Origin of the sequence: Kribbella sp. NPDC049227, assembly GCF_043197265.1 — a bacterium.
Classification (GTDB): Bacteria; Actinomycetota; Actinomycetes; order Propionibacteriales; family Kribbellaceae; genus Kribbella.
The window spans coordinates 61,489-75,498 of sequence record NZ_JBICST010000007.1 but is presented as its reverse complement, the minus strand read 5'-3'; the positions used below and the strand labels follow the sequence as shown (position 1 = coordinate 75,498).

The 14,010-nt window shown below is 66.0% G+C and carries 10 protein-coding genes; 6 read left to right on the top strand and 4 right to left on the bottom strand.

The window, feature by feature from the left end:
* Nucleotides 1–386: 386 nt before the first annotated feature.
* Nucleotides 387–2,240: a heparinase II/III family protein gene (locus tag ACGFH6_RS29910; protein ID WP_393390679.1), complete on the top strand. Its 1,854-nt coding sequence runs from the start codon at nt 387–389 to the stop codon at nt 2,238–2,240.
* A 972-nt stretch (nt 2,241–3,212) separates the two neighbouring features.
* On the opposite strand, the gene ACGFH6_RS29905 is transcribed toward ACGFH6_RS29910, so the two are convergent.
* Nucleotides 3,213–3,506 carry a hypothetical protein gene (locus ACGFH6_RS29905; protein WP_393390677.1) on the bottom strand — a complete coding sequence of 98 codons (294 nt, stop codon included), beginning with the start codon at nt 3,504–3,506 and terminating at the stop codon, nt 3,213–3,215.
* Between the two features lie 1,210 nt (nt 3,507–4,716).
* On the opposite strand from ACGFH6_RS29905, the gene ACGFH6_RS29900 reads away from it, so the two are divergent.
* On the top strand, nt 4,717–5,994 hold the full coding sequence (locus ACGFH6_RS29900) for an MFS transporter (RefSeq protein WP_393390675.1): 1,278 nt from the start codon (nt 4,717–4,719) through the stop codon (nt 5,992–5,994).
* Between the two features lie 282 nt (nt 5,995–6,276).
* Here the strand turns inward: ACGFH6_RS29900 and ACGFH6_RS29895 are convergent, their stop codons facing one another.
* On the bottom strand, nt 6,277–7,386 hold the full coding sequence (locus ACGFH6_RS29895; protein WP_393390673.1) for a CU044_5270 family protein: 1,110 nt from the start codon (nt 7,384–7,386) through the stop codon (nt 6,277–6,279).
* Nucleotides 7,373–7,963 (bottom strand): RNA polymerase sigma factor, encoded by a 591-nt coding sequence (locus tag ACGFH6_RS29890; protein WP_393390672.1) that lies wholly within the window; start codon nt 7,961–7,963, stop codon nt 7,373–7,375. Before ACGFH6_RS29890 ends, ACGFH6_RS29895 begins: the two co-directional genes overlap by 14 nt.
* 113 nt (nt 7,964–8,076) lie before the next feature.
* Between ACGFH6_RS29890 and ACGFH6_RS29885 the strand changes: the two genes are divergently transcribed.
* The 3 genes from ACGFH6_RS29885 to ACGFH6_RS29875 all read left to right on the top strand — a co-directional run bounded on the left by ACGFH6_RS29885 (nt 8,077) and on the right by ACGFH6_RS29875 (nt 11,171).
* Nucleotides 8,077–8,961, top strand: coding sequence for a S8 family serine peptidase (locus ACGFH6_RS29885; protein ID WP_393390671.1), 885 nt, complete (start codon nt 8,077–8,079; stop codon nt 8,959–8,961).
* The gene (locus ACGFH6_RS29880; protein WP_393390670.1) at nt 8,876–9,472 is read left to right on the top strand and encodes a S8 family serine peptidase; all 597 of its coding nucleotides are present in this window, start codon (nt 8,876–8,878) and stop codon (nt 9,470–9,472) included. Before ACGFH6_RS29885 ends, ACGFH6_RS29880 begins: the two co-directional genes overlap by 86 nt.
* Before the next feature lie 385 nt (nt 9,473–9,857).
* A complete protein-coding gene (locus ACGFH6_RS29875) occupies nt 9,858–11,171 on the top strand; it encodes a hypothetical protein (RefSeq protein ID WP_393390668.1) in 1,314 nt (437 codons plus the stop codon).
* Nucleotides 11,172–11,453: 282 nt separating this feature from the next.
* Here the strand turns inward: ACGFH6_RS29875 and dapB are convergent, their stop codons facing one another.
* A complete protein-coding gene (gene dapB, locus ACGFH6_RS29870) occupies nt 11,454–12,245 on the bottom strand; it encodes a 4-hydroxy-tetrahydrodipicolinate reductase (protein ID WP_393390666.1) in 792 nt (263 codons plus the stop codon).
* A gap of 288 nt (nt 12,246–12,533) precedes the next feature.
* On the opposite strand from dapB, the gene ACGFH6_RS29865 reads away from it, so the two are divergent.
* Nucleotides 12,534–13,817, top strand: coding sequence for an NAD(P)/FAD-dependent oxidoreductase (locus ACGFH6_RS29865; protein ID WP_393390665.1), 1,284 nt, complete (start codon nt 12,534–12,536; stop codon nt 13,815–13,817).
* Nucleotides 13,818–14,010: the final 193 nt, after the last annotated feature.

The window sequence follows — 14,010 nt, the reverse complement described above, 5'->3', positions numbered from 1 at the left end:
TGCGCGGTCTTCGTCACTGCGGAGATGAGATGTCCTGACCGCTGCGGTCGGGCTAGAGCTCCAGGCCGGTTAGGCGATGGTGTCGAAGCCATCATCGCAACACAGCTCAGCGGAGAGGCACCGTTTGATGATCGCACCAGTTGAGCAGCTGCTCGGTCGCGAACTGCGGTTAAGCGGCGATCAACGCAGGCGGACGCCCCCGCATCGCGACTGTCGCCGCCTCAAGATCATCGGTAGAGAGGCACTCACGGTGAGATCCGGATCCGGAGCAGCTAATCCGGTTGCCCTTGCGTCTTTCATCATGACGGCGACGAGAGGCGGCTGAGGTGGGATCGCGAAGACGTAGTGGGGTTGGGCTGGCTGTGGTGTGTGTGGTGGTTTGTGCGGTGGCCTTCGCGGGGGCGATCCGGGTGCTGATGCCGGGAGGCCGGCAGGAGGCTCCGGTGGTGGCCGCGGAGACGCCGAGGGCGGTGGTGCCGTCGGCTGCGTCTCCGAGTGCGGTGAAGGCGACGCCGGTCGCCGGGACTGGGACGTATCAGTGCCGGGGGTTCAGTGGGATCGAGGCGAACGTGCCGCTCGCGATGATGATGCGGGATACGTTTGCTTGGGGCAATGATCCGGCGTACAAGGTGGGGGACGCCTCCGGGGACATCCGGTGGCGGTCCGATCCGTATCACGAGCCGAGTTGGTACATGTGGCTGCATTCGTTGCGGTGGTTGGGGCACGGGATCATCGCGGCCCGGGGCGGCGATCGGAACGCGTTGACGCATACGATGGCGATCATCCAGGACTGGGTGAAGGACAATCCGTACCCGTGGAAGGGCGATGTCGGCGCGTGGGAGTCGACGATGCATCGCACCAACGTGCTGATCTGTGCCCGGCAGGCCGTGCTGACCGGACTGCATGTCCGCAAGCTGCCGGCGCAGTACGCCTGGCTCGACGAGTCCCTGCTCGACCACGCGAAGTTCATGACCGAGAACTGGAGCGGGCCCTCGAACCATGGGACGGACGAGAGCATCGCGCTGTTCGGCGTCGGCTGCACTCTCGGCCGCAGCGACCTGAAGGACCGCGCGGTCGAACGGTTGACCAAGGCAATCACCACCGCGATCGACCCGCAGGGATCGACGAACGAGCAGTCGATCGGGTACGCGATGTTCAACTACCAGCTGTGGGGTAAGGCGGTCACCGCACTGCAACGCTGCGGCGCCGATCCGGGGTCCGTCATCGAGCAGCGACGACACGCGCTCGCCGAGTTCCTCGCGCTCGCCACCACTGCAGCTGGTGAGATCCCGCAGGTCGGCGACGCGGAACGCCAGAAGCCGCAGGCCGCGGCCGGTACGTCGTTAAAGTACGCCGCCACCCTCGGGGCACGGGGCACGAAGCCGCCCAAGCGGACCGCGGTCTTCGACGCCGGGTACGTCTTCGGCCGGACCGGATGGGGCGAGACGAGGCCGTTCACGCAGGAGTCGACGTACAGCATCCGGTTCGGGCCGGCCCGCCGGTACCACGGGCACGACGACCACATGTCGATCACCTACAACTCGCACGGCCGCGACATCCTGATCGACCCGGGCCATCCCGGATACCGGCTCGACAAGTGGCAGGAGTGGACCAGGAGCCAGGCATCCCACAACGTGATGACGATCCCGTCGGCCCAGGGCGCACCCGTCGAGACGAAACTGGTGAGCGCGGCGATGACGCCGACCTCGGAGTACTACGAGTTCCGCGACACCCCCGCGGCCGGGGTGGAACGGACCAGGGACGTTCTCGTACTGAAGGATCCCGATCTGATCGTCGCGCTGGACCGCGGCAAGTCGGCCGGCAGTGAGCGGTACGAGACGTTGTGGCACCTGCCGCCGGGCCAGAAGGTGACTGTGCAGTCCCCGACTACGGCGGTCGCCGCGAAACCTGGTGACGGCACGAAGACGTACTTGCTGCAGATCCCTTACGGGCAGGGGCTTCCGGCCGACGCGATCACGGTCGAGCAGGGCAAGCAGGATCCCGTCCAGGGCTGGTACTTCCCCGACATCTTCCACCGCGTGCCGGCACCCGTGGTCAAGTTCAACCGCAGTGGATCGACCGCATCGATCCTGTCGGTCGTCGTACCTGCCGCGGGCACCGAGAAAGTTGCCTTCAGCACCAGAACCGTGGGATCCATGCTGCTGGTCGACCTGACCGTCGGCGCGCGGCAGACCACCGTCCGGGTGACGCCGAACGGCCGGCTCTCCCGCATCCGCTGAGTCCAGATCCGGTCATCGCCATCACTGCGATCGGCAACAACGCGTTGAGCTCCGCCAGCACCTCCACCTGCTCCCCGGCACGGGCTGCTCGATGAGCTCGACACCGGCCGCCGCCAGGGAGGCAGGTAGGTCTTGGAGATGGTCAGATCCCTGCGTGCGTTGAGATCCACGCGCATGCCGGACGATCCACACAGCCCTCCGCGATCGCGCAGACCCGTGGGTGTCGGCCTCCGGATCGAGGACCCATCTTCAGCCTGAAGCGCAGCTCTGCGTCCGAATGTCTCCGCGTGCAGCTGGCCGTGGCAGCCGGGGCATGTGTAGTCGTTGCGCGTCAACAGCCAGCCGGGCGAACCTGCTCCAACAGTTCTACGTCGACGAGAACAACGCCGCGGAGCTGAAGGAGCCGGGCTACAACGCCGCCCCGACCAACGTCGCGCCGGCGGTGATCCCCCGGGCCGTGCTCGATGGACAGAAAGGACGCCGACCCAGTGGGCAGCTTCGGCTGTTCAAGTTGTGTCTGACCGAACTACGAACGCTGACTCGGGCGCCGATATGTGCCGCGTGCCCGAGGTGCAGCGTGCCTTCGTCGACGGCGGCCGACGCCAACGGCAGACGTGGAGGTCTCGATGGACACCCGTCTCTCGTAGTCACAGGTGGCGACGGCCGGGCCATCGTTCGACGCCTAGCCCAGGACGGATGCGTCGTCGTGGTCGACGTCGCCACCGCGTTGGAGTGGGACGACCCGGCCGTCCAACTCGTTAATGGGGACGCCCGCATCCCGATCGTCGCCCAGGAGGCCGCTGCTTGCGCCGAGAAGGCTGACCCACTATCGCGACGGCGAGATTCGCGGTTGTCAACACAGGACTACCTGCACCACCACCGGCTGGGCCATCTCGTCTATGTCTCATCTCATCAGGCTCAGCGTCCGATGCGAGGCGCGCTTCCCATGCCACAGGTAAAGCGGTCGAAGGCTCACCCACGCCGTCGCAGTCGGCCACGGCCCCAAGGCACCCGCACATACCCGGTTGCGTTGGCCTCCGCCAGGAAGCAGCGCACGGCGGCGGCAGGCCGGCCTTCCGCGACCACCGTCCGCAGCCCGTCGTCGAGGTCGCTCGCGATCAGCCGCGTGTCGTCTACGACACATGGAATCTCGTGGATGGTCAGGGAGCGGACCGTGTCGGGGTGCCGTCGCGCAAATTCCAGAGCGACCTGCACGCCGCAGGAGATGCCGTACAGGTCAACGGCCCCATCAACTTGCTGAATCACTACATGCAGGTCCTGCTCACCCGCGGCGCCGTTGGGGTTGGGGCGTTGGCCCCGATCACACAACGCTCCATCAACCAGGACTAGATGCAGACCGCTGCCCGCCATTGTGAGTGCGATGCGGGTTCGTCGCGCGACGTGACCTCTATTGAAACCTCCGGCCTACTCCGTGGAACAAGTCCGTTCCAGCGTGCCCGTGTGCGCCCTGCGGAGCCAGACACATTCGTCTGGATCGGCGATGACGACCGCCACGGCGACCGATTGACGAGTGTCACGCTGCAGTCGGCTGTCCGACAGTCGGACTGGCGATCATCCGGAGTCGGCGGCGTCGTGCGGCGCCCGGGCCAGATAGCATCACGCGCGGCACAAGGTCGCGCTCCACCAGCGCTTTCAACGCACTCGACACGAATGAGCCCGCCGCTGCGGTCGGCCACCCACGGACAAGCTCGCCGCCAGACCCAGAGTGGCAAGTCTCGACACCTGGACTTACGTTGTGCTCTCTTTCCAGGGCAAGAAGTCGAGCTCCACTATCGTCAACTGCTCCTCATTCCACTCAAACATGATCCGGCGATCCTGCTCCACTTCCTTCGCGGTCAAGGTCGTGGACACATCGCAAATCTCCAAGCTACGGGCCGCGCCTGAGACCGTTGACCTTGGCAACGAACAGGTCGAGGTGCGCCGGCCACGCCGCCAGGACCACGGTGGAAGAACAGTCCGCATCGGGTCTCACATGAGTGAGCAACCGAACAACCGCTCCGACGGCTTAACTCCAACGAGCCCCGAATGGACTTCAGCGTTACGCAGCCAGTACTGTGCCCCGACCGCGATGAGGGTACCATCGGCGACCACTTTGTTGGTCAAGGCAACAGGAGCCGGCTCCCCTACAACACCGCAGTCGGCGGTGAATTCCGTCACGTCCTCGAGAGACTGGACCTGCACCTTCGACGGGACGGTCTCGAGAATCTCACCCACGAGGCCTACCGGTCGGCTATGCGAGGCGAGCACCGCGTCCACGAAGAACTGGCGCAACCCCTGCCGGACTCGCTAGGCAGCGTCCGGCATCTAACGCGAGTTACTGGCACAGGAACGTGCAGGCTCACTGACATCATCACCTACCGATATCATGCTACGATATCGGTCGCGCCATTGCGATCGGAGAGCCTGATGCCTGGTGAGTGAGATACGCCCGCCCACTGACGAGAGTGTCGCGTCGATGACCGCGTTCCCCAATCAGCCACACCGTCTCGCACGATGGATCGCGGCGAATGTTGGCACGGCGGTTCCTCAGTCGATGGCGCCCATCACCTTTGGGCTGGCGACGCTGTCGCTGGGTGACCTCGACGGAGGTGCCCTCATGATGACCGCGATGACCGCCGCGCAATTGCTCGGCGCCGTGCCGATCGCCGCCGCGGGGCGACGGTTCTCCGCTACCACATACGCCCGAATCCTCGTCGCGTTCCGGACGCTCGCTTTGATCGGACTGATTCTCGCCTTCGCACTGCGAGCGCCGCTCCTCGTCTTGGTAGGGGTCGCTGGACTCGCCGGGCTGGTCCACGGGGCGATCTTCGCCATGCTACGGGTGATCTTGAACGACTTCGTGGCCCCAAACAGGCTACCGCGCGCGCTTGGGATCGCGGCGACGGCCAACGAAGTCGTCTTCGTGAGCGGTCCGATTCTCGCGTCGGCGATCGGGAGCGCCTCAGTCGTCGCAGCAGTCAGCATCCTGGCGATCACCAGCGCGCTGCCCCTAGTGGCACTCCCTCGCATCCCGCATCGCTCGGCTCGCGGTGCCGGAGTCGGCCACATCCGACAAAAACCGATAGGTCTGCGCATGGCGCTGTGGATGCTCGCTGCGGCATCCACAGGGGTATGTGCCTACTCGATCGAAGTCGGCGCGGTGGCACTGGCGCTGCGCCATCAACTTGCGCCCAGCGCGGCGTTCCTGTTCACGGTTCCGCTATGTGTGGGATCCGTGCTCGGAGGCGTCTGGATAAGTATCCGAAACCGCCGCCCGCGGCAGCGGACCGTCGTCACGATGATTCTGCTGACCGCTGTCGGAACCCTCGCCGTCGCGTCGGACGCGTGGATCGGCTCCGCGATCGCCGGTGCCATCCTGATCGGCCTGTTCCACGCCCCACTCGCGATGTCGTTCTCGCTGTTCATCGACGATGTTCTCCCGCACACCCGGCGCGCCGAAGGATTTGCTCTGCTACGCGCATCAAGGTCCGTCGGCCTCGTCTTGGCGTCATCTGTACTCGCATTCGGCTCACTGGAGGCATCCTTCCTCGTCTCAGCCGCGCTTACTTTCGCGTCGGCGTTCACCATCGCCGTGCAGGCACTAGCCGATCGGAGGAAGCCTCCGAACAGACAACATTGGCCGAGTCTCGCGGAATCCGAGGCGGGGTGTCGGTCAGCCGAGCACCCCGCCAGCGGCGATTCGGTAGTCGGTCCGGCCGGACCGAGCGTCCGGCCGGATCGTGTCGACGACTAACGGATGGTGGCGAAGGTCGCCAGAGAGTCCTAGCCCGCGTGGATGACTTCGATGTGCAGGACTGCGCGCCTCGAGCTCGGCTCCAAGGTCACCTCCGACGGCGAGACCAGGTGTGCCGACCGTTGTGGCGTGACGAGCAGGACCCGACCGGCACCGACCCTTGATTTCGCTGCCCCTGTCGTTCGTCTGCTGGATCATCGGAGTGATTTGAGTGGTTGTGTGACAGCCGTGAGGTAATCCGGCCAGGCGGCATGTCGTCCTACATTCTGTGTCCGTTCCGGGCTAGGGACTGGCGCCGACGCTGGCGACGACGTACTGCTCGGTGGACGACCAGCTGAGCACGGTCCCTGTCGGCAGCGGATCACGGCCGTTGACCTGGACCGGCGCCATGGCGACCTCCCGGACGCCGAGGGCCCGGGTCGTGTCCGGAGAGATGATCAGCTGGACCGAGAGGCCGTTCTGCATAGGGTGGGTGAAGGCGATCCCGGTCCGTCCGTTCAGGTCGACCTGACCTGGTGACCTCACCACGCCGGGCATCTGGCCGATCGCCCGGTACAGGGCCGACCGGACTGCGGGCGTCAGCAGGGCGTCGGACCTGGACACCAGGTCCACGACTGCCTGGAAGGTCCGCTGATCGGTCGAGGGCTTACTGGACTTGGCGCCCGGATCGCCATAGGACTTGACGATCTCGGACCGCAGCAACGCCAGCAACGTGGTGGGATCGGTCGGCAACGAGATGAGGTACTCCTTGGTCGGGTGGGTCCAGTTCCCACCCGCGGGACCGGCAGCCGGACCCTTCTCGACACTCAGCGGGCCGGTGCGCACCGTCCGGTAATCCGAGCCGTAGGCGGTGAGCCGGGCCTCGTCCGCCTTCGTCAAGGGCCGGGCATCGAGCCCGCTGGTTTGGTCGATCCGTTCGACCTGCAGCCCGTTCGCAAACGCCCAGCTCTCGGTCAGGCGGGTGGCCGAGTATAGGGCTTCACCGGAGGCACCCGGCACCGAGTTCACAGTGTGTTCCTTGGTTCGGGTGTAGACGACCTGCTGGTCGGTCATTGCCAGCGGCTGGGCCCGGTCGGTCCGGGCTGCGACCAGGTTCAGCTCCGCGCCCGCAGGTGTCACGGCGCCAGGCACGGTCCCGGTTCCCGGATCTGCGCCCGGATCGGAAGGAGCGCCGCCTGGCAGCATGTAGGCACCCAGCGCGATCACCAGGATCCCGACCGCGGCGACCCCCAGACTGGGCACAACCACGAGCCGCCGCCGGCGCCGTACCGCAGATGGCCGGGAGCCGACGACCCGCTGCCGCACTGCGGCCAGTTTCTGCGCTGTCGGCTCTGGGGTCGCGTCGTAGTAGGTGTGGATCGCCGTGTCGATGGCTTCGTCAGTGAATTTCATGATCGTCAACTCCGGAAGAGGGAAGGGCGGCCAGGACAGGCCGGAGCCGGGCACGCGCCCGGTGGAGTCTGGACATCACCGTGCCGATCGGGATCCCCAGGGTCGCCGCGATATCGGCGTAGCTGAGGCCGGCCGCGAACAGGAAGAGAACGTCGCGCTGACGGGCGGGCATCCGGGCCAGCTCGGCGGACAGCGCACCGACCAGCAAGGCAGCATCGACGCGCGCGGCGAGCTGGTCGCTGAAGGCCAGTTCATGACCGGCCGGCGGAAGCCGGGCCATCGCCCGGTGGTGTCTCCGCTCGGCGAAGCGATGCCGGTGCACCACATTCGTAGCGATGCCGTACAGCCACGGCAAGGCGGTCATCCTGGCAGGGTCGAACTGCTCCCGGCGTTCGTAGGCGATCAGGAAGGTGTCCGCGACGACGTCGTCCACGACGTCCGGGCCGACCCTACGCAACCCGTACCGGTAGATGGCCCGCGCATGCCGGTCATAGATCAACCCGAAGTCGACCATCGAGCCAGCCATCAGATCAGCATCGCTGCGGTCCGCCGCGCTGGTGACCGAGTGAAGGTTCATACCCCTCTTTCGAGCCCCGGGCCCGTCCTATTCCATCCGGGTCTCAGTGACGGGCGGACTACGGAGGGCGCCGGCTGACAAAGAGAGGTGACGACAACATCTGAGGAGGACGAATGAGACGATTGCCCCACCTCGCCGCCGCATTGTTCATCGTGACAGCCGTGACGGTCACCGCCACCCTGGCCGACGGCCGGCGGGCCGATTCCGCCACCGGCACCGCCGCCGACCCGGCTCGACCGCTGGCCGCACCAACACAGGGCACCTGGGTGACCCTGATCGCCGGTGACCGGGTAATGAGCTCGACCCTGGCCGTGGATCCGGCACAACGCTCCAGCCCGGTCGCTTATCAGCAATTGACCCGCAAGGGCGACAACTACGTCATACCGGCGGATGCGGCGGAATTGCTGCAGGCCGGGAAGCTTGACTGGCAGCTGTTCAACATCAGCGGGCTGGTTCGGCAGGAGTACGACGACGCACACCGCACCGAGCTGCCACTGCTGGTCCGCTACGACGGCGAGCAACGCGCAATGCGGTCCACCGCCGCACTGGCGGACGCCTCGGTCGAACGGGTCCTGCCGGCGGTGACGATGGCCTCTCTCGAAGCGAAGAAATCCAGAGCCGCCCGGCTGTGGAACCAGCTGCGGCCCAGGCAAGGGCTGTCCTTCGCGGGCGGCATCGGCAAGGTGTGGCTGAACGCGAAGGTGAAGGCCAGTCTGGATGTCAGCGTGCCGCAGATCGGCGCTCCGACAGCGTGGGCGAAGGGGCTGACCGGCGCCGGCGTGACCGTAGCGGTCCTGGACACCGGGATCGACACCGATCACCCGGACCTGACCGGCCGGATCGGCGACAGCCAGGACTTCAGCGGTAAAGGCACCGTTGAGATGGCAACGGTCATGGCACGTCGCCTCCACAGTGGCTGGAACCGGCGCAGCTTCGGGCGGTCGGTACCGCGGCGTCGCGCCGGCCGCTTCGCTTGCTATCGGCAAGGTTCTAGATGACTCGGGCAACGGCACGGCCGAATCCGTCATCGCCGGGATGCTGTGGGCGGCGACCGAGGTCAAGGCAAAGGTGGTCAACCTGAGCCTGGGCAGTGAACCAGCCGACGGTACCGACCCACTCTCGGAGGCCGTCGATACATTGTCTCGCGAGCACGGCACGTTGTTTGTCGCCGCAGCGGGTAACGCCGGTGAGGACGAGAACGTAGCTTCGCCGGCCGCCGCCGACGAGGCCCTCGCGGTAGGGAGCGTGAATCGTGACGAGGTCCCGAGCGGGTTCTCCAACCGTGGCCCGAGGCTCGGGGACAGCATGGTCAAGCCCGAACTCGTCGCGCCCGGCGAAGGCATAGCGGCTGCGCGCCCGACGGACGTACCTCCCCTGGGTGAACCAGTCGATGCTGCCTACCAACGACTGGACGGCACCTCGATGGCGACACCACACGTGACCGGATCCGCCGCACTGGTGGCACAGCAGCATCCGTCCTGGACGGGACGCAGCTCAAGTCTGCCCTGATGAGTAAGGCGGCCGCGATCGCCAACGCCGACGTGTACACGGTCGGCACAGGCCGGGTCGATGTGGGCAAAGCAACGGCTCAGCCGGTGACGGCCACGGGAAGCCTCGCGGCCGATCTGCCCTGGCCGAACCAGGGTGCCCGTGCGACCCGAACTGTCAGCTGGCGCAACACAAGCAGCGCACCCGTCTCTCTCACGGTCGACATACAGCTGACCGATCAAGACGGGGCTGCTGCGCCGGAAGGCCTCGCCACTCTGTCGGCGAGCACTGTCACGGTTCCTGCCGACGGCACTGCTGCCATTGACATCATCATCGCCGCCCAGGACGTCAAGGTCTGGGGCTTCCTGAATCGCCGACGCCAACCTCGAGCAGCAGGGTGGACGCCGTGTACGGAGGCGAGGGGACATCCGAGGATCTTGCGGAGATCGATGCCCGCGGCAAGCTCGTACTGATCGAGCTGCCCGCCGGCAGGACGTACGGCGAGGCCTTCGAGCGAACCGCTGCCATCAAGGCAGCCGGTGCCACCGTGGCGATGATCGTCGTCAAGCCGGGAGCAGCCCTGATCTCCGGCACCGCAGAAGGGGAGGAGCCGGCGCCGGCACTGCCCACCTTGGACGGCAACAGCGTGACCGGCCGCCGATTTGCCGCCCTAGTCAAGGCCGGTCCGGTGAAAGCGTCGTACGTGATCAATGCGCAGCCGTCGCTCCGCTACGAGCTGGCGTACGGCGTCAAGCGGGCGGTCGAGTCGGCCCAGGTCTACCGGCCGCGTCCGCAGGATCTGGCGGCCGTCCGGACTAGCTACCACGACAACGTGAGCTCGATCCGCGAGCTGCACGCGAGCTATGGGTTCTTCGGCGACAGCGTCGGGATCGTGTGGAGCCAGCCGGTGACGGCGCCACAGACCCGCACAGAATACTTCACCCCGGGCAGCTGGACCTTGGCAGCCTCGGGACTATCGACCGCCCTCGAACTGTCGCCGGGACAGACCTCGATCGCGTGGTACAAAGCGGTCGCCGGTCCCACCTTCCGGGGCACGACGACCTCTAAGGTCAAAGGTGAAGGCGATCGGGCCTGGGCCCGACGGAAGAACGACTCCATCGACGTCATCCTGCCGATGTTCGGCGACTCCGCCGGACGCCCACAGGTGCCGCTGCCCGCCCTCGGCATCGATACCGGGTCGATCGAACTCCGTCGGGACGGACAGCTCGTAGAGAAAGTGGAGGAGCCAGATGCCGCACAGATCCCGGTTCCGGATGAGGCGGCGACATACCAACTGACCGCCAAAGCGACTCGTGCGGCGACCTGGTGGCCGCTGTCGACAAAGGTCGCGGCCAGCTGGACGTTCCGTTCATCGGCCGAGCAGGAAGGTGCGGCCTTGCCGCTGCTAACAGTGAGGTTCGCCCCGGCAGTCGACATCCGCAACCGGGCGCCGGGCGGCGCGTTCAAGATTCCAGTCTACGTGGAGCGCCAGGGGGAAGAGCACCCGAAGATCACTCGCCTGACGGTGGGGGTGTCGTACGACGACGGGGCCCGTTGGCAAGCCACTTCGATCTCCCGAAGCGAGGACCACTGGACGATCGCGTTGCAGCAGCCGAAGACGGGGTTCGTCTCGCTGCGGGCGAAGGCGGCCGACGACGCGGACAACACGCTGAACCAAACCGTGATCCGCGGCTACGAGATCGGTGGCAAGACGCGCTAAGGGCATCCGGACAGACCAGTTCCTGTAGACGCCACTTAATACACAAGAACTCCGGCTCGGAGCCGTCCCACGCCGAGCGGTCCGAGCCGGAGGGCTCTCGGGTGTTACCTCAAGATGCGACGCGCATTTGCAGGTGTGGACGGTTGCCGCCTTACCGAAGCGGATCGACCCCGTCAGCCCAGAGTTGGCTGACGGGGAACGCTCCGTCGCGTCCGGGTAGGAGCTCACAGGCCTCCGCGACGAGTATGCGAACGTGCATGCCCATGCGGTTCCGTCCGTCGCTCAATCAAGCCCGAGCAGGGACTCGAATCCGTAGGTGAAACCGCGACGGTTCACGACCGCCTTCGCCACACGCAGCGCTCCGTTCGCGTAGGGCTCACGGCTCCACGGCGTCAGCACAATCGTCATCGTCTCGCCGGGCAGCGAAAAGCGGATCTCCTCAAAGCCCGGTCCGCCCCATTGCCGCAGGGAGTGGACACGGATGCCGTCAATCTCGCCGCCTCTCGCACCGGGGATGATTTCGCGTGACGCCGCTTTCGGAGATGAAGCGCCCACCCTCGCGAGTTCCTGCGCAGTACGGACGCACGTACCGCTCGGGGCGTCCGCCTTCGTCGGTGGGTGCGTTTCGGAGAGCTCGACGTTCGGGATGTAACGAGCGGCGATCTTTGCGATATGCCGCCCGACAGCGTCAGTCACCGAGAAGGCGTCCCCCACGAACATGTTGGCTGGACCTGCCTCAGCGCGAGACCTCAGCTCGGCGAGATCCTCCGCGCCGATGCCCGTCGTGCCGATGGCCGAATGCACACCATGATCGAGGAACCAACGGGCATTGCCCATGACGGAGTCGGGGCTTGTGAACTCCAACGCGACGTCCACGTTCGCATCGAGCAGCGTCTCAAGTCGGTCTGAGAGCCGAACATCCGTGTCGGGCCGACCGACGAGCTCCGCCACGCGCATGCCTGTCTTCGATCGTCCGATCGCGGCCACGAGCTCGATGTCCGGGTCGTCGAGAGCGGCGATGCACAGTGCTCTTCCCATCTTGCCGGCCGCGCCGACGATGCCGACGCGAATCACGTTGTGCCCACCCGTCGTCCACGGCAGGCACGTCCCGCACGCACTCGTTCCGCCCGGACCGGATCCGCAAGTCGACGTCCTTGCTCGCCTAATCCGCGGCGCCGACGAACACCAACGGCGCAGGTTCCGCCGATACAGGCATCACCTCGCCGACGGCCTTGATCATGTCTGACATTCTCCATACCGCAGACCTTACATCGAACTAGCGGACTACGCTATCGTCTGTCGATAACAGAGGATAGCACTGACCTCTGAAGAGCCCATCGGGCGCACGGGGAAGGAGTCTCGGTGGCTAACCTTGGATCCACAGCACCCGACGTTGTCGTGATCGGCGGCGGGATCGCGGGGATCGCGACCTCGCTCCAGCTCCAGCGCACAGGTCGCCGAGTCATGATCCTCGAGCGGGCAACCCCGGGAAACGAAGCCTCCGGGCACAACGGCGGCATGTTCTCTGGGGACGTTGTGCCCGTCGGCGTGCCCGAGGTCATCAAGGAGCTACCTCACTTGCTCTTCGGTGCTGACGCGACGCTCAGTATCAAGGGTCGCTACCTCCCCCGCCTCGCGCCATGGCTCCTACGCTTCGCGTGGTGCTGCCGGTCGTCGCAGGTCGAGCGCATTTCGACCGCACTCGCCAGCATCACCATCCCCGGCCTCGACGCGTACCGGCCGCTAGTCGCCGGCACCGGCGCGGAGGAAGTATTCGGCAATCGAGGCTGCCTGTTCTGCTACATCCGCGGCGCGTCGCTCGATCCGAACGGGTATTCGCTTCAGTTACGCAAGCGCAGGGGCATGGCGTATGAGCTCCTCGACCGGCAGGGACTTCGCCGCGTTAGCCCAAATCTCGACGATCGATTCGAGGCCGGTCTCTTCTTTCCGGACTCCTTCTACACCAGAGACCCCCGAGCGTTCACTCGCACGCTCCTCGCCGACTTCCTTGCGAAGGGCGGCAGCATCGAGCAGGCCGAGGTGACGAGCTTTGAGACCACCGCGCGTCGGGTCACGAACGTCCGAACCCGAGCCGGTCAGGTGCGCGCCGGTGAGGTGGTCCTAGCGGCCGGGCCATGGTCGCGCGGACTGCTTCGGCAGCTGGGTACAAGGGTGCCGCTCGAAGCCGAGCGCGGCTACGGCGTCGATATCCCCGACCCAAGAGTCGAGATCGATCTGCCTATCGTGATCGGCGACAACCACACCGCGCTCACACCGTTTCGGACAGGCGTACGGATCACGACGATCGACGAGCTCGCGAGCGTCGACGCGCCAGTCGACCAGAACCTCATCGATCAGACGGTCCGTCGCCTGAAGGACATCTACCCGACCATCAACATGGACGGTGCCACCTCGTGGATGCGGAGCCGTCCCTCATTGCCCGACTCGCTTCCGGTCATCGGGCGCGCACCAAAGTTCGACAATGTGTTCCTGAACTTCGGCCATGGCCACAAGGGTCTCGGCATCGGCGCTTTCACCGGGAAGCTGGTGACCGAGCTCATGACAGGCACCCCGCCGAGCGTCGATCTGCACCCATTCCGGCCCACGCGCTTCGCGTTCGGGGAGAAAGGAACTTCCGCCAAATGAGTCTACGAATGGCGATCTAACGCCTCCTCCAAGCCGACGCCAAGCCATCCAACGCGGTTACAGCGCCTCCATGCGGCGGCTGATACCTGCAAAGGAACGGCGGTCGGAGTCACCGACCTGCGCAATAGCCGCCTTGTCTCCCGGCGGGCCTCGGCGGACAACATGGCGGATCCGATCCCTTTCCTTCCCAACA